At 37.7% G+C, this 21,523-nt stretch carries 19 protein-coding genes; 6 read left to right on the forward strand and 13 right to left on the reverse strand.

Annotation, left to right across the window (positions count from 1 at the left end; genetic code table 11):
* Positions 1 to 34: 34 nt before the first annotated feature.
* The 6 genes from GGR22_RS01015 to GGR22_RS01040 form a co-directional block, all read right to left on the reverse strand.
* Positions 35 to 2,278, reverse strand: a complete 2,244-nt coding sequence (locus tag GGR22_RS01015) for a glycoside hydrolase family 3 N-terminal domain-containing protein (protein ID WP_182492220.1) — start codon at positions 2,276 to 2,278, stop codon at positions 35 to 37.
* 25 nt (positions 2,279 to 2,303) lie between these two features.
* Complete coding sequence (locus GGR22_RS01020; protein ID WP_182492221.1) at positions 2,304 to 3,002, reverse strand: carboxylesterase family protein; 699 nt, start codon at positions 3,000 to 3,002, stop codon at positions 2,304 to 2,306.
* A 3-nt stretch (positions 3,003 to 3,005) separates the two neighbouring features.
* Positions 3,006 to 4,376: a glucoamylase family protein gene (locus GGR22_RS01025; protein ID WP_182492222.1), complete on the reverse strand. Its 1,371-nt coding sequence runs from the start codon at positions 4,374 to 4,376 to the stop codon at positions 3,006 to 3,008.
* Between the two features lie 14 nt (positions 4,377 to 4,390).
* Positions 4,391 to 5,815: a RagB/SusD family nutrient uptake outer membrane protein gene (locus GGR22_RS01030; protein ID WP_121374551.1), complete on the reverse strand. Its 1,425-nt coding sequence runs from the start codon at positions 5,813 to 5,815 to the stop codon at positions 4,391 to 4,393.
* 11 nt (positions 5,816 to 5,826) lie between these two features.
* A complete protein-coding gene (locus GGR22_RS01035; protein ID WP_121374552.1) occupies positions 5,827 to 8,922 on the reverse strand; it encodes a SusC/RagA family TonB-linked outer membrane protein in 3,096 nt (1,031 codons plus the stop codon).
* A gap of 254 nt (positions 8,923 to 9,176) precedes the next feature.
* Positions 9,177 to 11,930: a LuxR C-terminal-related transcriptional regulator gene (locus GGR22_RS01040; RefSeq protein ID WP_182492223.1), complete on the reverse strand. Its 2,754-nt coding sequence runs from the start codon at positions 11,928 to 11,930 to the stop codon at positions 9,177 to 9,179.
* Positions 11,931 to 12,061: 131 nt separating this feature from the next.
* Here GGR22_RS01040 and GGR22_RS01045 point away from each other — a divergent pair, with 131 nt between their 5' ends.
* Positions 12,062 to 13,063, forward strand: coding sequence for a hypothetical protein (locus GGR22_RS01045; protein ID WP_182492224.1), 1,002 nt, complete (start codon positions 12,062 to 12,064; stop codon positions 13,061 to 13,063).
* Positions 13,064 to 13,117: 54 nt separating this feature from the next.
* On the opposite strand, the gene GGR22_RS01050 is transcribed toward GGR22_RS01045, so the two are convergent.
* Both GGR22_RS01050 and GGR22_RS01055 read right to left on the reverse strand, forming a co-directional pair.
* Positions 13,118 to 13,672: a Smr/MutS family protein gene (locus tag GGR22_RS01050; RefSeq protein ID WP_182493492.1), complete on the reverse strand. Its 555-nt coding sequence runs from the start codon at positions 13,670 to 13,672 to the stop codon at positions 13,118 to 13,120.
* On the reverse strand, positions 13,662 to 13,847 hold the full coding sequence (locus GGR22_RS01055; protein ID WP_121376185.1) for a hypothetical protein: 186 nt from the start codon (positions 13,845 to 13,847) through the stop codon (positions 13,662 to 13,664). Before GGR22_RS01055 ends, GGR22_RS01050 begins: the two co-directional genes overlap by 11 nt.
* 111 nt (positions 13,848 to 13,958) lie before the next feature.
* Between GGR22_RS01055 and GGR22_RS01060 the strand changes: the two genes are divergently transcribed.
* Positions 13,959 to 14,234: a DUF2752 domain-containing protein gene (locus GGR22_RS01060; RefSeq protein ID WP_121374556.1), complete on the forward strand. Its 276-nt coding sequence runs from the start codon at positions 13,959 to 13,961 to the stop codon at positions 14,232 to 14,234.
* A gap of 22 nt (positions 14,235 to 14,256) precedes the next feature.
* A complete protein-coding gene (locus GGR22_RS01065) occupies positions 14,257 to 14,583 on the forward strand; it encodes a CCC motif membrane protein (RefSeq protein WP_121374557.1) in 327 nt (108 codons plus the stop codon).
* 54 nt (positions 14,584 to 14,637) lie between these two features.
* On the opposite strand, the gene rocD is transcribed toward GGR22_RS01065, so the two are convergent.
* The 3 genes from rocD to GGR22_RS01080 all read right to left on the reverse strand — a co-directional run bounded on the left by rocD (position 14,638) and on the right by GGR22_RS01080 (position 17,131).
* Complete coding sequence (gene rocD, locus GGR22_RS01070) at positions 14,638 to 15,882, reverse strand: ornithine--oxo-acid transaminase (protein ID WP_182492225.1); 1,245 nt, start codon at positions 15,880 to 15,882, stop codon at positions 14,638 to 14,640.
* Positions 15,883 to 16,076: 194 nt separating this feature from the next.
* Positions 16,077 to 16,493, reverse strand: a complete 417-nt coding sequence (locus GGR22_RS01075) for an OsmC family protein (RefSeq protein WP_182492226.1) — start codon at positions 16,491 to 16,493, stop codon at positions 16,077 to 16,079.
* Between the two features lie 83 nt (positions 16,494 to 16,576).
* Positions 16,577 to 17,131: a DUF1697 domain-containing protein gene (locus GGR22_RS01080; RefSeq protein WP_182492227.1), complete on the reverse strand. Its 555-nt coding sequence runs from the start codon at positions 17,129 to 17,131 to the stop codon at positions 16,577 to 16,579.
* A 126-nt stretch (positions 17,132 to 17,257) separates the two neighbouring features.
* Here GGR22_RS01080 and rlmD point away from each other — a divergent pair, with 126 nt between their 5' ends.
* From rlmD to GGR22_RS01095, 3 genes are read left to right on the forward strand one after another with little or no spacing between them, the layout of a single operon-like run.
* Complete coding sequence (gene rlmD, locus GGR22_RS01085; protein WP_182492228.1) at positions 17,258 to 18,670, forward strand: 23S rRNA (uracil(1939)-C(5))-methyltransferase RlmD; 1,413 nt, start codon at positions 17,258 to 17,260, stop codon at positions 18,668 to 18,670.
* A gap of 5 nt (positions 18,671 to 18,675) precedes the next feature.
* Positions 18,676 to 19,224 (forward strand): DUF6452 family protein, encoded by a 549-nt coding sequence (locus GGR22_RS01090; protein WP_182492229.1) that lies wholly within the window; start codon positions 18,676 to 18,678, stop codon positions 19,222 to 19,224.
* A complete protein-coding gene (locus GGR22_RS01095; protein WP_182492230.1) occupies positions 19,196 to 19,936 on the forward strand; it encodes a DUF6048 family protein in 741 nt (246 codons plus the stop codon). Before GGR22_RS01090 ends, GGR22_RS01095 begins: the two co-directional genes overlap by 29 nt.
* Here GGR22_RS01095 and GGR22_RS01100 read toward each other — a convergent pair whose 3' ends face one another.
* Both GGR22_RS01100 and GGR22_RS01105 read right to left on the reverse strand, forming a co-directional pair.
* Positions 19,937 to 20,170 carry a hypothetical protein gene (locus GGR22_RS01100; protein WP_121374564.1) on the reverse strand — a complete coding sequence of 78 codons (234 nt, stop codon included), beginning with the start codon at positions 20,168 to 20,170 and terminating at the stop codon, positions 19,937 to 19,939.
* A 64-nt stretch (positions 20,171 to 20,234) separates the two neighbouring features.
* On the reverse strand, positions 20,235 to 21,497 hold the full coding sequence (locus GGR22_RS01105; protein ID WP_182492231.1) for a hypothetical protein: 1,263 nt from the start codon (positions 21,495 to 21,497) through the stop codon (positions 20,235 to 20,237).
* Positions 21,498 to 21,523 lie beyond the last annotated feature (26 nt).

Genomic DNA, 21,523 nt, shown 5'->3' on the forward strand with positions numbered 1-21,523 from the left:
CTCTAAAGGGCCATTTCAAAACTCACAAAAAAAATTATTTAACTAACTCAAACTCTAATTTCATAGTTGTTGCAGAGGTACCTCCGACAAAAACTTCAAAGTCGCCAGGTTCTGCAGCAAATTGCATATCGATTCCGTAAAATTTCAAGTCTTCTGCAGAGATTTCAAATTCTACAGTTTTCTTTTCTCCTTTTTTCAAGAAGATTTTTTGGAAACCTTTTAGTTCTTTTACTGGCCTAGTCACAGAACCGACTTTATCATGGATATATAATTGGACTACTTCTTCTCCATCATAATTTCCTGTATTTGCTACTTCAACGCTAGCTTTTAATTTTTGGCTGAAATTGATTTGGTTGGAAGATACTTTAAAATTAGAATAGCTGAATTTTGTATAGCTCAAGCCATATCCGAATTCGTATAAAGGAGAATTGTCTACGTCGATGTAACGGGATTTGTATTTCTGCTCGTTATCTGCTGTTCCCAAATAAGGACGTCCAGTATTTTTATGGTTGTAATAGATTGGAATCTGACCCACATTTCTAGGGAAAGTCATTGGCAATTTGCCACTTGGGTTGTTGATTCCATAAAGTGTTTGAGCAATGGCATCGCCACCTCTTGTTCCAGGCCACCAAGCTTCTAGGATTGCATCCATATTTTTGTCTTCCCATTCTAAGGTCAGCGGTCTTCCGTTTAATAATACCAAAACGATTGGTTTGCCTAACTTTTTCAATTCTGCTAGAAATTCTTTTTGGATTCCTGGCAAATCAATATTAGTACGAGAAGCTGCTTCGCCGCTCATGTTTTCGAATTCACCCATCACGGCAACAATAACATCTGCATTTTTAGCATTGTTAATCGCATTCTGGATCATGTCTCTTTTTGCATCAACAATCTCTACGCCTTTTGCAAAACTGATTTTGCTCTTGTCCGTGATGATTTTGTTTACGCCTTCTTCAACGCTCACTGCAAATCCGTTTCTATCGCCAGAAGCTGCCCAAGAACCAATAATGTTAAACTCATCGCTTACCAAAGGTCCGACAAAAGCTACTTTTTGTTCTTTTTTCAACGGAAGTACATTGTTGTTATTTTTCAGCAAGACTAACGATTTGTTGGCTACATCCAAGGCAGCATCTAGGTATTCTTTTTTGTAGATAACTTCTTTTTCTCTCTTTGCATCATTATATCTGTATGGATCTTCAAAAAGACCTAGATCGTATTTAGCTTCCAAGATTCTACGGCAGGCATCATTGATTTGGGCTTCAGTAACTTTCCCTTCTGACAATGATTTTTTCAATTGTTTCATATAGATGCCGCCCACCATATCCATATCAACACCAGCGTTTAATGCCAATTCTCCGGCATGCTTTTCATCTTTTGCGAATCCGTGTGGAATCATTTCGTTCATTCCTGTATAATCTGTCACTACGAAACCGTCAAATTTCCATTCGTCTTTAAGAATTCCGTTGACCAAAAATTTGTTTCCTGTAGCCGGAACGCCAGAAATTTCATTGAATGATGTCATGAAAGTCCTAACACCAGCATCAACTGTTGCTTTAAATGGAGGCAGATAAGTTTCTCTCAACACTCTTTCGGACATATCTACTGTATTGTAATCACGTCCGGCTTCTGCAGCTCCATAAGCAGCGAAGTGTTTCGTACAGGCTAAAATTGTATTATTTAAAGAAAGGTCGGTTCCTTGAAAACCTCTTACTCTTGCAAACGCTAATTTTGAACCTAGGTACGTATCTTCGCCAGCTCCTTCTGAAACTCTTCCCCAACGCGGGTCACGAGCGATATCCACCATTGGAGCAAATGTCCAGTGGACACCTCCTGCTGCAGCTTCGGCCGCTGCAATTTTAGCTGAAAGCTCAACCGCTTTTAAGTCCCATGAAGCCGATTCTCCTAAAGTTATCGGAAAAATAGTTCTATAACCATGGATGACATCATAGCCAAAAAGCAACGGAATTTTAAGTCTTGAATTTTCAAGGTTCATCTTTTGAAGCTCGGCCGTATATTTAACAGTTGTCGCGTTCAAAATAGAACCGACATTACCTTTTTTAATTTGCTCTATATAGTTATCTCCAGAAACAGGTCCGGTGATAGTACCATCGGCTGTAAATTGAACCAACTGTCCTATTTTTTCATCAATGGTCATTTTGGCCATAAGTTCAGAAATGAATTCTTTCCTTGGCTTGATCTGGCTTTTTTTCTTATCCTTTTGGGCGTTTACCGTAAGGGAACTTGCTAATAATAATAGTAATACTGCTTTGAATTTCATTATGCTATTTATTTGGGAAATTTGTTTATTGTTTATGCTGTTTCATTATCCATTCATAAATTTCTTTGTTGTCGTATACTCTGGTCCAGCTGTCGTGATTGGCATCGTCAAAAATGGTCAGTTCGATATCTTTGCTGCACGATTTTAGCTTTTTATAGATTGCGATTGAATAATTCACATCGACCACATCATCTACCAATCCATGAAAGATTCGCGTTGGTATGTCTTGAATCTTGCAATTTTCCATCATCGGAACTCTATCCACAAAACCGGCAATAGGAACAAGAGCGGCAAACATTTCTGGATGCAAAAATGCCAAGTTCCATGCTCCCCAAGCCCCCATGCTCAAACCGGTGAGATAGATACGGCTCGAATCGATATTGTTTTCTTTTTGGACTTTTTGTATCAATTTATATAAGACTTCTGCATCCCAATATTCGTTTTCAGGGCATTGAGGCGCAAGAACGTAACTCTCTAATTCATTATTTTTTAAATATTTAAAAGGGCCGTGTACTTTTACTTTTTCAATATCTGAGCCTCTTTCTCCAGAACCGTGCAGAAAAACGAGCAGCGGTTTCTTTTCTTTTGTATTTTTCGGAATATGCAATGCATAGTTCAATTTATTCTTTTGAATAATTTCGGTTGTAATGGTTCCGGTAATGTCTTTCTGCGCAAAAGAACTACCGGAAACCAATAAACCTAATAAAGCTAACTTTATTCTCATCTTTTAAAATCCGTATTTTCCGGAATGAAATCCAAGATTTAATAAGCCTTGGCGTACTTCTGGAGCATTCATGAATAGATTCCAGAGCAAGCCTGAGCGGTAATTTTCAAGCATAACGACAATAGGCCCTTGATCAATTGCAAGGTATCTGTTTGCCATCCAATTGTAATGTTTGCTGTGGGCATCATAAAAACCTGCCGGACCCCATAGCTGTCCGCTATAATTTTCATAAAAATTTCGCATTGCGGCCAATGATTCTGCCGGAGTATACACGATCGAGCTTATAGCGGCTGTCGGAGAAATAACTCCTATATCATTGCTTGGCATGTGCGCATTATATCCTATACTTCCGTTTGGATTTCTAGAATACGATGCTGTCAGTCCCCAATAATTAGGGCCGTATCCTGCAAAATTTCCAGCATTTTCAACACAGTGCTGGTAATTAATTTTAGTGTGGTTTACATTCACATTCCAATAATTTGCATATTGGTCTGTCAATTGCGTAGGATCTAATCCTAAATACGAATAGTGTGCCCAAAATAAAGGGCCTCCAGCCTGCTCGGCACCGTTGTGTTTCAGCAATAAAGGAATTCCGTATTTTGTCGCTGCAGATACGATACCTCCGTTTCTTGCCCAACCTTGATGGTAGGCCGTTGGCGCTATCGAATGTGTTGGCGAAGCACTGGCAAGCACATACGTAATCAGGCATTCGTTGTAGCCTTCTAAAGGAAAATTCATTTCCCAAGCATAGTCAGGCGACCAATGCCAATACAAGACATTTTGATTATTTCTGTACCAATTCCAATCCACACCTTTCCATAGGGTGTCAAATTTTTGGGCCAATGCTTTTTCTTCTTCGGAACCGTTTTTGAAAAATTCACGAACGCAGATAATACCTTGGCACAAAAATGCAGTTTCCACTAAATCGCCGCCGTTATCTTTTTGTCCGAAAGGCTTGACACGACCTGTATTGCCGTCCATCCAGTGAGGCCAAGCTCCATGGAATCTGTCGGCATTGGCAAGAAAATCAGCAATGGTATTTAATCGAGATACTGCTTCGCTTCTGGAAACATAATTTCTTGAAGTTGCCGCAATGATAGACATCAGGCCAAAACCTGAACCTCCAGTTGTTACGACATTGGAATCGTTTTCTGGGTAATTGCCATCAGGATGGTATCTTTCTCTTGCGAGCTTTGAATTCGGCTCTGCAAAATCCCAAAAGTATTTGAACGTTTGTTTTTCCACTACATCAACCAATTGCTCATCGGTTAATGGTGTTGGAGTTGAAGGTGTGGGCGAATCGTCTCCTTTTGGAGACGATTCGTTTGAACCACAACTTGTAATTATTAAAAATATGAAAAGAAGGTATTTCATTAATCGGGTTTAAATTACCAATTCAGGTTTTGTCCCATCGCTGGTGTTTGTATTAATTGAGCGTTTGGTATTGGAAATAATTCGTGTTTTCCAACTTCGAACGGCTTGCCGTTTGCTTGCATAGCTTGTGCCGCTTGGCCAGTCCTTACTAAGTCAAACCATCTGTCGTGTTCGAAAGCCAATTCTAGTCTTCTTTCTTTCCAGATAAGGGTTCTCAACAAAGCTTGGTCTCTTGTGGTGATTTCGCCTAAGTTTACTCTATCACGAACTTCTTTCAATGAAGACAAGGCTACATCTTGGTTATTTAATTCATTAGCGGCTTCTGCGCGAATCAAATATATTTCTGCAAGTCTCAATACTCTGATGTTTTTATCGCCGTCTCCTGCGCCTGCATTTGCGCTAGAGTAAGCTTTTTCATTATACATCGGGTTTTCTACAGCATTACTTACTTCACGTCCATCATACAAGGTTTCTCCTCTGAAAATGATTGTCGCATCTCTTCTAATCACATCGCCTTCGGCATTAAAAGCGTCTAAAAGGTTTTGAGATGGCGTATTGAATCCCCAACCCCAGCCGCTTGGGCCTCTAGCTCCTTGTGTTTCAGAATATTGCTGAACACCATGCGCTAATGCGACACCACGAGCTTGAACTTCAAAAATGGACTCTACACCGTTCTCTGTATTGGCTCTCCAAATTTGTGCATAATCAGGCTCAAGACCGTATTCTCCAGAAGTGATTACTTCATCAGCATATTCATAGGCGTTCTGCCAGTCTTTTTGATAAAGGTATACTTTAGCTAATAAGGCTTTTGCAGCACCTTTGGTTGCTCTTCCTAAATCGGCTGGCGCATATTCGCTTTTCTCTGGCAATACTTGAATCGCTTCAAGCAAGTCTTGCTCAATAAAATCATAAACTTGGTCTTTTGGAGCTCTTACGATCAAATCGACATGTTGCAAAGGCACGTCACCGAAAGCTCTTACCAAGAAAAAGTAGTGGTACGCTCTAAGAAATTTAGCTTCACCAATAAGCCTGTTTTTGTAAGCAACATCAGTAAGTCCGTAATTTTCGGTATAATTTATTGAGTAAGAAGCACGTCCGATCGCTTTGTACCAGTTTGTCCACATGGCTTCGACAGAACCTGCCGTAGCCGTGAATGTAAGTCCGTCAAGCAATCCTTTATCTCCTCCTGGATCTCCAGGCGAGCTGCCTTTATCGGCATTGTCTGAAATAATTTCAGTAATTCCTAAATACGAGAAAGCATAATCCCAGCTGGTCATCATCCCGTAGATACCGTTGACAAACTGCACCGGCTCAAAGTTCTGGTTGCTATCCTCTTCTGTCACGTTTTCTCTTGAATCAACATCAAGGAAATCGTCACATCCCACTAATACAGCAAAAGCAAAAGTGAGGCAAGCTATTTTTTTATAATTTATTTTCATAGTATTTTTTCTTAAAATTCAATGTTTACACCAAAAATGAATGTCTTGATATTTGGATAGGCATCTACTTCAATTCCTGCAGTTTCTCTAGGAACACCACTGTTGTTAAGTTCTGGAGTGAATCCTGAATATTTAGTAAATAGGAAAGGATTTTGTGCCGTTCCGTAAATTCTAAGTCTAGAAATCTTAAACATGTCTTTGAAAGTATATCCTAACGTAATGTTGTTGATTCTAAAGTAGTCACCGTCTTCTAGGAAGTAGCTTGAAGATAGCGCGTCTCTATTTGCACCAGGATTTGTGTTTGTTGATCCTGGACCTGTCCAACGACCGTTGAAAGTATCTTCTGCGATATTTTCACCACCATCGATGCGTTTTCCTTTTAGTCCGTTATAAACTTTGTTTCCGCCTACTCCGAATCCATCTACAGATAAATCGAAGTTTTTGTACATCAAGTTGATGTTGATACCGTAGCTGAATTTTGGAATGTATGAACCGAAGAATTTTTTATCTCTATCGTCAATCACACCATCGTTGTTTTGATCTTTGTAGCGTAAGTGCCCAGGTGCTGGCGATCCGATGTGTGGATTAGCATCAATTTCGGCTTGAGTCTGCCAAACGCCGTCAGCTTCTAGCAACCACCAAGAATATAAAGGCTGTCCTTCTTGGATTCTTTTTGTGATTTGTCCGTCACCAAGGCTTCCTCCTGTCATTCCGTCATAAGCTGGCTTAACACTTTCAAGCGTGTTTTTATTTCTAGCATAATTTACTCCGATGCTATAAGAGAAATCATCTGAAATATTATCTTTCCAGTTAAGCGCTAGCTCATATCCTTCATTTCTAACTTCTCCTCCGTGATCAAAATAATTAAGTTCGTTTGGAGAGTTTAATAATGGCGTTATGTTAAGGATTGCATTTGTGTTCAGCCTGTTGTAGTAGTCAAAGCTTCCTGATAATCTTCTGTCAAGCAATTCGAAGTCAAGACCTGCATTGATCTCTTTAGTAACCTCCCAAGTTAAGTCGGTTACTGGAGTTCCTGAACTGGCACCAAAAACCAAGTCTTGGTTAGGTCCAAATACGTAGTTGTTATTGTTAATACCTGCGCCACCATCTGTTCCAGGAGAAGTATTGATTGTTGTTGCGTTAAAAGGAACGTTCGCATTTCCTACTTCACCATATCCTACTCTAAGCTTAAGGAAATCTAGATTTTTCACATCGCTTAAGAAGCTTTCGTTAGTCAATACCCATCCTGCGCTTACAGAAGGGAAAGTACCCCAGTATTTTGAATTTTGCTTGAAGATACTGTTACCGTCTCTTCTGATTGTTCCAGAGATATAGTATCTCTCGTCGAAATTATACTGCAATCTTCCAAAATAAGACAATACTTGTGTTGGAGTTGAGTAGAATTGATTCGCTACTTTTCTGTAATCAGCAGAAGCTAAGTTGATGTTCCAATATTGTTCTTGTTCAGGAACGTTGAATCCTTGCATGTACGACTCATAAATATCATTCTTTCTTTCTTGAGTCACACCTGCCGTAGCATTAAGGTTATGCTTTCCAAATGATTTGTTGAAAGTCAAGTAAGTATCCCAGTTGTATCGGAAGCTTTCAACATCTTTATAAGAAAGAGAGTTGTTAGCCCAGTCCACAACACCTGGATTTGATGCAGCATTCGCCGCAAATTGAGCACTAGTTCGGATTGGATCTGCTGTAAGCCATCTGCCTCTAACGTCGTTGAAAATTCTTGTTTTTGAATACGACTTAGTAGCTCCAAATCTAGAAGTAGCCGTAAGTCCTTCTACAATAGTATAGTCAGCTTGAATCAATCCTTGAAGCTCAACCATTTTGTTTTTTTCATTTTGGTAGAAAGCATTTGCAACTGGGTTACCAATCGAATTCAATCTTCCTCCTGTTTCTCCAGGCCCTATGATATACCCTACTTCTCCTGTAGTTCTATTCCAGAAGCTTTGTGCAAATCTTCCATCAGGATAGTAAACTGGAACAACCGGAGCTTGCTTGTAAGCTTCAGTAAAAGAACCGTACGGTTTAGGAGTCGATTTTGAGAAAGAAGCACTGAAATTCTGAGTGATTTTTAATTTTCCATCAATCGCTTTAAGTGTATTACTAGATCTCAACGTATTTCTAGAAGCTTCATGTCCTTCTAAAAGTCCGTCTTCAGTATAGTTATTGAAGCTGAAGTAGTAAGTTGCATTTTCTGATCCTCCAGAAAAAGAGATATCATTGCTTTGTGAAAAGCTTACACCTGTCAATTCATCATACCAATCCGTGTTGTATGGCTGGTTAAGGTTAAGTCTGTCTGGAGAACCAATCGCCGCTTGTTTTTCATTAAAGAAAGTAACGTATTGGCTTGAATTGGCCATTTTTACAGGGTTCAATGTCGATTTTGCTCCATAGAAAGAATTTACCTTAATAGTAGTCTTTCCTTGTTTTCCTTTTTTAGTTGTAATAAATACGACTCCGTTGGCAGCATTCGATCCGTAAATTGCAGAAGAAGCTGCATCTTTCATGATATCAAAAGACTCAATGTCGTTTGGATTCAAATTGGCAATGCTTCCTGTGATAACACCGTCTACCACAAACATTGGCGATCTTCCTGATTCCGCAGTTCCTAGACCTCTGATGATAATTGTTGGTGTAGCACCAGGTGCATCATTTGCTATGATGTTTACACCCGCGGCCTTACCTTGTATAGATTGCAAGGCGTTGTATGCCGGCTGCTTTGAAATCTGGTCTGATTTGATTGTAGAAATAGCACTGGTCAGGTCTGTCTTTTTCTGCGTACCGTAACCTACGACCACCACTTCTGAAAGTTCTGTACTTGCCACTTTCATGGACACGCTCATGTTAGCCGCCGCATTTACTGTCTGGCTTACGTAACCCAAAAATGTAAAGGTAATGGGCTCGCCTTCTTTAGCATTGATTGAAAAATTTCCATCAAAATCTGAAACCGAACTTGATGTAGAACTTAAAATGTTAACTCCTGGGAGCGGAATTCCATTTTCATCCAGTACCTTACCTTTTATATCCTGGGCATGGAGATGTCCCTGAAAAAAAAGAAGTACGAATACCCCGAAAATAAAGTTTTTCATTTGTTTATATTTTGTTAAAAGTTAGTGATACCAAAGTAACGAATTACAACGTTGTAGTAAACTTATGAAAGTCACTACATGAATACATCATTTTTACTTAAAAAGAAAATAAAAAACTGAATAACAATGTTTTATAAAAAAAGACACTACATTTAAAGAGGCATTAAAAACGGTTAATGATGTAGTATTGATGTGTTGTTATTTAATAAAAATATTATGCCAATATTTTATTATTATTAAAAAACAGGTCTTTCTTATATATTAATCATAAACTTAGAAAGATTATCATCGGAAGTAAGACCTAATTTCTTTCTTAATCGATAACGATGTAGCTCCACCCCTCGAAACGAGATATTCATCAATGGAGCGATTTCTTTGGAAGATAAATTCATCTTAAGATAAATGCAAAGCTTAATATCTTTGGAAGTAAGCACTGGAAATTTATTAGACAGCTTGTGAACGAATTCTTCATGGCTTTGCATCAAGTTATGCTCAAAGCTTTCCCATTCATTTTTATTCAGCGCATTGATCTTGATTGACTTTTTGATCTTGCTTTTGATCTGGTTGACATCTGTCTCTGTTTCAAGAATTTCCTGAATACTGTCGATCATTTCGCTTTGCTTGGCAATCGAAAGCGACTTGCCGGCTACTTCATAGGCTTTGTTTTGCACTTCAATTTCTAAAATGTGCTTTTCATATTCCTGAAGTTTCAGCTTATTCTCTGTATTCAGTTCCAGCTCGAGGATTTCTTTTTGGTGCTTCAACTCTTCTTCTTTCAGCTTGATCTTTTCCAGATATCTGATCTTATTCCATCTATAATAAAGAAAGAAACTGCCAGAAATAATAAGCACATAAAACACTATCATCCAGACAGAAAAATACCAAGGCTTTCTGACATTAAAATTATAAGAAGCAACTTTTACAAATTTTTTCCCGTCATTATAATAAAACTCAAGCTCTTGCGTGCCGCTGCTCAAATTATTTAGAATCAGATGTCCTTTTTTTATTGGAATAAATCCGTTAGAATCGTTGAGCTTATAAAACAAATCCGGACGATTGTATCCCAAATATTCCGTTATCACATTAACTTCAACAGACTGGTTGTATTTGATGCGCGTATTTTCGTCAATAAGATTGCCTTGATAATAGGCTTCTGCATAAATGCCTTGTATTTTTCTTTTGCTTTTGTTGATCTGGAACGAAATAAAGCCGTCATCCAAGTTCATCAGATACTGATCACCATCTTTATATACTTTTATATTTTCGATGATGATTCGCCCTTCATAATACTTTTCAGGAATCAGCTCCCATACAAATTCATTTTTTACTTGAGAAACAACATATAGAAGGCCATTTTTTAATACAAGGAAATTTTCGTCATCAATAGGTATTATATCTGATATATTTTTAAAAGAAGCATTAAAAAGCTCGTCTTTTACCAACTTTCCTGAAATAGAATTGTACACATACCAATAATTGTCAATCAAAAAAAGTATCTCGTTCTTGTAGCTAAAAAGCTTGACGCCGTAATCGTTTTTTATATTATTAAGCTGTGAAATATTTTCGACTTTTTTGACGCTGAAGTCTTTATTATAGGTAATCCTGTACAAACTCCTGTAATTGTCTGCTGCCCAAAGTTCTCCTGGCTTATTTTGCGCGATGTTTTTGATTGGTTTTTTTAGCCCATCCAAGAATTTGAATTTCGACAAGTCGTTTGTGTCTTCATAAACAACAATTCCCGCATAATTCCCCTGAAAATATACATTCTCAAATTCGCCTTTCAGGAATTTCCATCCTCCATTTACCTGACTCACTTTTTGCAGTCGCGCTGTTCTTCCATCGTATAAAAAAGTTCCGTCGTTGTGGCCAATGATAAACTCGTTGTCTCTTTTATAGATATCCCAAACCTGACCTTGCGAATTAGGCAAGACTTCCAGCATTTTATTTTTGCAGGTGAAAATTCCATGATTGGTCACAAAAAGATAGCCGTCGTTTATGGTTGAAAGCGAATATACCGAACCCAAAATACCCGAATTATCAGAAAACACGCGAAGCGGAGAGTTAATTTCTACATGGCAGATTCCATTATCCAACCCAAGCCACAAATCTTTTTCCTTATCGATACCGATAGACAATATCGCGTTATTTTTAAGCGCGTTCTGCCTGTTCAGGTTCTTATAACTGTTATTATTTAGATTTATGATGTAGAGCCCCTGCAAGCCGCTTCCTATAACCAGGGTATTGTCATCTACAAATTTTGCCGAAACCAATACCTCGCTCTTGACCACAGAATTTAACGGATGATTCCAAGGAACCAGCTTATCGTTTACTACGACAAAAACACCTTTATTTTTTGTAAAGATGTAAACCTGTCCGTGATGCTTTTCAATATTATGGATTACATTTTCTTCCAGAATTTCCCAATTCTTTTTCTTGATGAATTGGGTTCCTTTCATGATATAAATGCCTTCACGAACAGTCGCGACATAAATCTCATCATCGACAAGATAGCAATAGGAAACTTGAGAAGGGAATTCTACTTTTTTAATCGTATTTCCGTCATAAATAAAAATTTCATTAAACGTCTGGAAATACAACTTGCCTTTGTACTTAAAGATTTTCCATATCTCTTCGTTATCGGAACTGCCATAGAAAATATTTTTGCCGTTGGTGAGCGAAAAATATTTCATCTTACCGTTGATTCTTTTCCAATAGCCAAATTCTTTATAGGAACCTGAATAGACTCTGTCTCCGTCAATAAATATAGAACGGATTACAGTCTTGTTCGGAAGCGCATACTTTTCCCATTTGACGCCATTGTACCGCAAAAAATAATGGTTATTTGCAAAGTACATGGCATTATCTTCTCCCTGAGTTACATTCCATACCTGATTGTCTCCATTATAATCAGACTTGGTAAAATTTTCAACAAAAGGCAGAAGTTCTTGTGCCTGAGAACACAATGAGAAAAGCCAAAGTAATAGGATCTGTAGGGTTTTAAATTTCACGGTTTAGTGATTTGCTTTCCAAATATAAGAACATATTCGATTTTAAGCGTTCTATTCCGAAGCTTAAATAAAAATTAATGTAGTCTGTCAGAATAATAAAAAAAACTATTTTTGCTATAAATTCTATTGAAATGAAAAAGTATTTTGGAATACTCTCTTGCTTGTTTTTATTAAGTGCCTGCGATGATGGCGACCTGACTTTTGATTCCTTCGATTTTAGCAATGCGACAGCAGCGAATTGCTCAACGAATGGCGAGGTATTGAACTCTGTTTTTAAGCTGAATAATAATGAAGCATTGCTGATAAAATTTCCGACAAACGTTTTTCCTTTCAGAAATCTAGAAGGAACCAGCAATCTGCAAATTTCAGCAGCAAATAAGATTATTTATCGCGTTTTTAACGGCGAAGTTCCAACTGATTATTTTTGCTCCTTGATCCCTCCTGTATCTCCTAATGTCATCGACGAATGGAGCACTGCAGATCAATCTAGTGGCAAAATAGAAATCAAAACAACCCCTGTAGACAATACAACTACTATTGAAGCAGCAAAATATGACCACTCTATTGTTTTTAGAGACATTACCTTGTCGAATGCGAGTAGCGGAACGGTAACCTATACTGAATATATTTTCGGGAAATACCAAACTAAATCAAATATTACTTTTGCTTTTGGCGCAACACCTATCCAAAAATGTACAGATGGCAGATTGTTTAAAATATTTGATTCCAATGTCGGAAATGCAGAAAACAAACAAAATCTCAACGAGGTGATAATACTGAATCTTCCTGCTTCTGTTTTTCAAGGACCGGCAGGCTTGGCAACTTATTTGGTAAACGACACCAATCAACTTACTTATAGAATATATGGAGGAGATGTTACGCCTACCTCTCTATGTAGTACAGATGGCGCAGGATTGCCTACTTTGTATGAAGAATGGCAAGCTGAAGATGGAGTGGCCAGCAATGGCATTATCCCGGCAACTGGTGAAATCAAGATCGAAACTTTAGTAGACGGCGCAAATCTTGTCCACACGATTACACTTACGAATGTAAAATACAAAAGAGTCGGAGCTACAAACAACACCTTTGTACAAAGCATCCAAACGTTTGGAGATTATAGGACGGCAAATTAGTCTTCGATACAAAAAAAAACAAAAAAGCCCAATAAAATTTATTGGGCTTTTTTATTATCTATTAGGATTTTGCTTGATGTAAACTTCTGTAGCGCCTAAACCATATTTTTGGTAATCGGCATCTTGAAAAACAATTTCATCGTAGCGACCCAGCAAAAAATCGAGTTCCGATTTTAAGACACCTTCACCAACACCGTGTATAAAAACAATTTTCGGTATCCTGTTCTTGATCGCAAATTCAATATGTCTTTTTGCCGTTTCAGTCTGTAAGGTCAGGATATCATAATTGGACATTCCTCTTTTATTGGGAACTAGTTTTTCAATGTGCAAATCAAATTCTGGAGCAGCTCTTTCGTCTTTTGGTTTCTTTTCTTTTACAAAACTTCTTGGTTTTGGGATTTCCTTTTCTTTCAAAACCTGACTTAAATTATGACTTCCGATTCCAAAATTCAAATCACTGAAATTCTGAATTTTAACCAATTCATTGACAAAATATGTCAATTGAAATCCATCGTCAGTTTCTATCGTCACTTCGTTATTTTTAACTGATAGAACAACACCATTAACCGCTTCATCAAGCACCGTCACCCTATCTCCTTTAGCTAACATCATCATCAGAATTATCTTGGTTTTTACTTGGCACTTTGGCTGTCAGCCTCATCATTCCATACATAAAAATGATGATTGCAAGAATCATAATATACACATTGGGATGCGGCTTGCTCTGCTCGTATAAAGCAAAAACTCCAGCAAGGGCCATTATGGGAACATATATTTTTTTCATAACAATTTTAATTGTAGTCTGCCAAAAGTAGTAAACTTTAAAAATAATTATCTGGTTAATAACAAACTTTATGCTTTTTTCGTAAAATTGTACAATCAAATCTATACGACCATGGAAGAATACATGATTCCCTGCATGAACAAGAAAATTTTCGGAATAGACTGCCTCGGATGCGGTACGCAAAGAGCCTTGGCCTTGATCTTAAAAGGTGAGTTTGTCGATGCCTTCCATATGTTTCCAGCCATTTACACTACAATCTTGTTTTTCATGGTTTTAGGGCTGAATTTTATCGATAAGACAAGAAATTATCATAAATTAATAATTTCTTTAGCCATAATCAATGCTACAATAATGGTAATTTCTTACATTTACAAAATAACCAGCTAATAACTAAAACCTCTTTACTCTTATGGAAAAACAAAAATTACCTAATGCTCAAGCCGTTCTTATTCTTGGAATCTTATCAATCCTTACTTGCTGTTGTTATGGCGTAATCGGTCTGATTCTAGGCATCATAGCAATCGTGCTGGCAAAAAAAGACACAAAGCTTTATCTGGAAAACCCAGAGTTGTATTCTAACTATTCGAATATCAATACAGGAAAAATTCTTGCGTATATCGGAATCGCGTTGAGTGCAATTTATCTGATTGTAAACATTTATTTCTATGTGGCTATCGGACCAGAAGGAATACAAGAGATGCAGCAAGAATGGATTCGCCAGATCCAACAGAAATAATTATCACGAAGAACCAATAACAAAAAAGCCGCTTTACAGCGGCTTTTTTAATTTCTATTTCTCAAATTCTTTGAGCGTCTTGATGATAATCGAAACGCAATCCAAGAGCTGTTCTTCGTTCATGACCAAAGGCGGCGCAAAACGAATAATATTGCCATGCGTAGGCTTCGCCAAAAGTCCGTTATCACGCAACGACATACAGATATTCCAAGCCGTGTCGCTTTCTTCTGTATCATTAATTACAACGGCATTCAGCAATCCTTTTCCTCTAACTAACGTCGTAATAGTGCTAGTCTTGATATACTCGCCTAGCTTTTCACGGAAAATATTTCCAAGACGAGTCGCATTTTCAGCTAATTTTTCTTCTTTCACAACTTCTAATGCCGCAATAGCAACTGCAGCCGCTATAGGATTTCCTCCAAAAGTAGAACCGTGCTGTCCTGGCTTGATTACATTCATGATATCATCATTTGCTAATACTGCCGAAACTGGATAGGCGCCTCCTGACAATGCTTTTCCTAATATCAAGATATCTGGCTGTACATTTTCATGGTGAACCGCTAATAATTTTCCTGTTCTGGCAATTCCTGTCTGTACTTCGTCTGCAATAAACAGTACGTTATGTTTTTCGCAAAGTGCTTTTGCTTTCGCTAGATAACCTTCTGATGGTACGTAAACACCCGCTTCTCCTTGAATTGGCTCTACTAAAAAGCCTGCAACATTTTTCTGAGTTTCAAGCACATTTTCTAAAGCTTCTAAATCATCGTAGGCAATACTGATAAAGCCAGCAGTGTAAGGACCAAAGTTTTTGCGCGCATTTTCATCATTTGAAAAAGAGATAATCGTGGTAGTTCTTCCATGGAAATTCCCATCACATACGATAATCTGCGCTTCGTTTTCTGGGATTCCATTTTTTTCGTAAGCCCATTTCCTGCAAAGCTTGATAGCCGTCTCGACTGCCTCTGCTCCCGTATTCATCGGCAATACTTTATCAAATCCGAAATATTGAGTTACGAATTCTTCATATTTCCCAAGCTTGTCATTGTAAAAAGCCCTTGAAGTCAGCGTCAAGGTTTGTGCCTGATTTACTAAAGCTCCTATAATTTTTGGATGGCAGTGTCCTTGGTTTACCGCAGAATAAGCCGAAAGGAAATCATAGTATCTTTTTCCTTCCGTATCCCAAACGTATACGCCTTCTCCCTTGCTTAAAACTACAGGAAGCGGATGATAATTGTGTGCGCCGAATTTATCTTCTAAAGAAATGGCTTCAGAAGCATTGTTTTTTTCTAAAACTGACATTGTGAAAGTATTTTAATTCTTCAAAAATCAATTCCTTCTTGTGGAGAGAAATCATCCATATCGCATTGCAAAATTAGTGAATCTAAATTGATTTTCAATCGTTGTAGTAAACGAATACAAACGGAAATCCCATTTCTCCAACTGACTTTTCAGATGCAAAAATGGGATTCATATAATTTTAAATAGGCTATTTATCAAGGAAGTACCAAAGTAGCATTTGATGTGATTTTCGTATTCAGCAATCGTGAAATCGGACAAGTTGTCTCTGCTTTTTTTACCAATTCTTGAAACTTATCTGTTGAAATGTCATCAACTCTTGCCAAAACCGACAGATGTGATCCTACAACGCTTCCGTCTTGGAAATCAACATCGCATTTGGTTTCGATGGATGCCACTGTAAATCCTGCTTCGTTTAGATAAGCCGTCAATTGCATTGTAAAACAGCCTGCATGGGCAGCCGCAATCAATTCTTCGGGATTAGTGCCATTTCCTTGTTCAAAACGGGTCTTGAATGAATATTGTGCATTGCTCAAAACTGTACTTTGTGTAGAAATCTTTCCGTTTCCTTCTTTTAATGAGCCTTCCCAGACTGCTGTAGCGTTTCTTTTCATAACTGTTATAGATTTGTTTTACCTAAAATTACGAAAAGCAAAAGCGGAAAGAAATTAAATTTCATAAACTTTAACAAAAGAATCTACGCACTGTCTCTTTCTTGAAACAGCTGCAACAGCTTTAACGTCGTATTCCAATTTCTGGCCGTTGCCTTTACTTTGAGCTTGCTTTCGATCAGCTTGTTCGTAAGTTTTGAATTACCAGCCGGATTGTTGTATTTCATAAAAACAATACGGTCTTTAATAATAATTTCATCGGGTTCAAAATTGGCTTTTTTGAGCAGTTCTATATTTTCTTCGGCAGGCATAGAACATAAAAAAGTAATATACAGCTTTTTCAAATCAATCTCTTTTTCTTTCAGATAGGGATTATTTTTAGAAACCGATTCCAAAGTTTCTTGGTTGATAACGACAACGGAAACATCAAATCCAAAATACTTTTCGATAAGGTCATGGATTTGATTTTCTACCGCTTCAGGAGAATTTTCTAAAGAATCAAACAAAATATTTCCACTCTGTATATATGTTTTAACATTTTGATAACCATTATCTTCCATAGCTTTTCTTAAAGCTTCCATTTTAATCAGTTTTTGACCGCTGACATTGATTCCGCGAAGAAGAGCAAGATGAGATTTCATAGCTTTTTGTCTTTTAAATTCCTCTCAAATTTATAAAAAAACAAGCTTGTGCAAGGTCTCAAATAGCAATGGAAAAATTTTCTTAATTTCAATTCAAAAAACAGAACAATCGCTTATTTTTGCCGTATGGGAAGAAAGAAGACAGACAAGATCGTTTTTGAGAATATAAAGGTGCTGGATGCAGGCGCTAAAGGAGTTTCAGTTGCAAAAGCACCAGACGGAAAAGTAATTTTTATTCCGAATGTAGTGCCCGGCGATGTGGTAGACGTACAGACTTTCAAGAAAAGAAAGGCGTATTATGAAGGAAAGGCCATAGCCTTTCATGAATTTTCTGAAGACAGGATCGAACCAGTCTGCCAGCATTTTGGAGCTTGCGGAGGCTGTAAATGGCAAAACATGACGTATGAAAAGCAGCTGTTCTACAAAAACAACGAAGTCTTCAACCATTTAAAAAGAATCGGCAAGATAGAACTGCCAGAATTCGAACCGATTCTAGGTTCTGAAAAGCAGTTTTTCTACAGAAATAAGATGGAATTTTCTTTTTCGAATGCCCGCTGGCTGACCGAAAAAGAAATCGAAAGCGATGAGGATTTAGGAAACCGAAATGCCCTTGGCTTCCACATTCCAAAAATGTGGGACAAGATTTTGGACATCACGGAATGTCATCTGCAAGAAGATCCGTCCAATGCCATCCGTAATTCGATTCGTGATTATGCAAACGAGCACAACCTTGCTTTTTTTAATCCGAGAAACCACGAAGGCCTTTTGCGTACGTTGATGATTCGTACGGCTTCTACAGGGGAAATCATGGTATTGATTCAGTTTTTTGAAGAGAACAAAGAACAAAGAGAAGCCTTATTGGATTTCCTTTTGGAAAAATTCCCAAATATCGTGTCGCTGCAGTATGTTATCAATGGCAAGCCAAACGATACGATTTACGACCAAAACGTAATTCTCTACAAAGGGAGAGATTATATCCTGGAAGAAATGGAAGGGCTAAAATTCAGCATTAATGCCAAATCTTTTTACCAGACCAATTCAGACCAAGCGTACGAACTGTATAAAATCACACGTGATTTTGCTGGATTGACCGGAAACGAACTGGTGTATGATTTATATACGGGAACGGGAACCATTGCCCAATTCGTCTCTAAAAAAGCGAAAAAAGTAATTGGTGTCGAGGCTGTTCCTGAAGCGATTGCCGATGCTAAAGAAAATGCAAAGCGTAATAATATCACCAATTGTGAGTTCTTCGTCGGCGATATGAAAGTTGTCTTTAACGAAGCTTTTATCACCCAACATGGCAAGCCTGATGTGATTATTACCGATCCACCAAGAGACGGGATGCACAAAGACGTGATCCAACAGATCTTAAAAATTGCTCCAGACAGAATCGTTTACGTGAGCTGTAGCTCGGCAACCCAAGCACGCGATTTGGCTTTGATGGACGAATTCTATAAAGTTGCAAAAGTTCGCCCTGTGGATATGTTCCCGCAGACGCATCACGTTGAAAATGTTGTACTTTTGGAAAAAAGATAAAATTGATGAAGAAATTCCACACTATAATTGCGTCACTTTTTATAGCCGTTTGTTTTTTCGGATGCGAGAAGGACGATATCTGTTCCGGTACCACTCCCACTACTCCTAGATTGATTATCGAATTTTACGAAAAAGACAATCCTTCGGTCTTAAAAACGGTAACCAACCTAAAAGCTGTAGCTGTGGATGGATCGCCAAACGGAGTTGTTTTCAATGACATCCTGCTATCGACAGACCCTAACCGTTATTTGGCGAATTCCAACAAAATAGGACTGCCTCTAAAAATCAATGGCGAGACGACAGAATATACGCTTACGCTAAATTCGACCAGTACAAATCCTGCTATCCTGAACGCAGACAAGATTACCTTCAATTATACGACTAAAGAAATCTACGTTTCCAGAGCTTGCGGTTATAAGACTAATTTTGACCTAACGGGAAGTCCTATTCAAGAGCCAAATGCCGTTGACAGTAATAAATGGATCAACAATATTATTGTCGAAACACCTAATATAGAAACCGAAAATGAAATACACATTAAAATCTATTTTTAATCTGGCTTTAGTGCTGATTTCATTATCCGCTGCTGCTCAAGAAAAGAAACCCGATACGATTGTTCCGAAGACCGAGCGCTATGGCTTGCGCGTCGGAGCCGATCTGTATAAAATAGCAAGATCGATCTACGATAAAGATTATAAGGGTTTTGAAATTACGGGAGATTACCGCCTGACGCAAAAAATCTATATTGCTGGCGAAATCGGTAATGAAAAAAAGACAACAGACGAGCCTCAATTAAATTTTACGACAAAAGGAACGTATTTCAAGGCAGGTTTTGACTACAATATCTACAAAAACTGGCTGGACATGGAAAACATGATTACGCTTGGCATGCGCTATGGCGTAAGCTCGTTTTCTCAAGAATTGAACAGCTACACTATCTATAACCCTAATCCTTATTTTGACGAAACGGATGTGGTTACCGTATCTCGCAAATACAATGGACTTTCGGCGCATTGGATAGAATTCGTTGCTGGCGTAAAAGCAGAAGTGTTCGACAACCTTTTCATGGGCTTTACGCTTCGCATGAACCGTTTGGTTTCAAATAAAAAGCCTAGCGATTTTGACAATTTGTACATTCCTGGTTTTAACAGGACGTATGATGGTGATTTTGGCGTAGGATTTAATTACACCATAAGCTACTTCATTCCGATCTACAAAAAGCAAAACCTACCTAAGGTTGAGGAAGAAAAGAAAAAGGAAGAATAATTATTTTAGCTGCTTGATTCCTTTCATGAAAATCCACTTCATAAAAAGTTTTTCCCCGTCATTCGTTTTTATAGCCTGAAATTGAGGCGAAAGGATTGTGCCTACTACAAATGCCGTTAACGGAATCCAAAATCCTTGCAGGTTAGTATAAGCAGCTACTAAAAAGCGCACAAGAATAAACAAAGCGGCGAAGCACAATAATTGGTATAGGAATGCTTTTGTTTTTAAAGTCATTATATGAATTCGTTAGATTAGAGATAGGCTCTGTTGAATAATCGATGCAAAGCTAATTATAAAATTATTTTTCCGAAAGTTTATAGATAGAAGTATTTGCTTTGGAATTGCTAATCAAAACAGCATAATCAATAAAACCAGCCGTCGATTTTTTACTATAGTCGATCTGTTCTTTAGATTTGGGCGTCAAAATAACTTCCATTAGATCAGAAGTACCCATCTGTTCATAAGGGCTTCCGTTTTGGTTGAGCCTGAAAATGGTCATGTCTGAAATCTTCTGTTTTTTCAATTCGTCAATTCCCTTAAAGTATTCTTTTTTATAATCGCCGATACCAAAGCCTCCTTCGGTTGTTGATTTTTTATAATTGCCCTTTTTATCATAAATGACATCCCAAAGCACTCTTGATTTGGTCAGATAGCCTAGAATTGAAACTATTTCTTCTTTTTTGTAGATTTTATTTTCAATCAACTGCGTGAAAAATGAAGGAGAATTATCATCTTCTCTAATTTTCATCAAATGTGCAAAACCATATCTGAAAAATTTCAACTCATTGTCGTAATTATAGATTTTTGACAAGGCAATGTAGTTATTATAAATAGCTTTTTCTCTGGAACTTTCTCCAAAACTTTCCTTTATCGTCGCAATCAAATGATGAAACTGGTTCTTATCAGTTATAAATTTCTCATAGGATTTTTGATCTGCTTCATAATCCGCTACAAATTCTCTGAGCATTTTCTTAGCATAGTTTTCTTTATAGGGAGAATAGTTTGCCGTATCTTTTTCGACCATCTCCTTCAAAACGGCCAATTTCTTCCAGCTTCCTATTCCGCTATTCGCTAATGACAGCAAATGCTTACAGGTATATTTGTAGCTCACAATAGGGTCAGCGCCTAAAACTTTTATTTTCTTGTCTGATGCCAGATCGTCATTTATCTTTTTAAGGTTTCTCCATTTCATGAAGGTTTCTACAGAACGCTCTTGAGGCACTCTTCCGCCATAGGTTTCAACCAGATCTTTTAACAATTTCTCGTCTCCATTTTGGAGGTATTCGTTAAAGAAATACGCAATGCTATAGTCGGTTTCAGGAAAATAGAATCGGATAGTATTATTTTTTAATACCGATTTCAAAAGCAATAACTCTGCTTCTTCTGTTTTGGCACTTCCATGATACGCCCCAAATCCTATTATTTTCATCTCCGTTTGCGGAAATGCTGCCAGCTTATTTAGGTCAAACTTATTATTTGACAAATAATCCTGCTTGCTTTCTTGTGAAAAAGCCAGATGCAAACAGAACAAACATAAGAGCAACAAAATTTTGGATTTCATAAGCGCACGTTATTACTTTTATAGAA

The sequence above is a fragment of the Flavobacterium gossypii genome, from assembly GCF_014138495.1.
In the GTDB taxonomy this organism is placed as follows: domain Bacteria; phylum Bacteroidota; class Bacteroidia; order Flavobacteriales; family Flavobacteriaceae; genus Flavobacterium; species Flavobacterium endophyticum.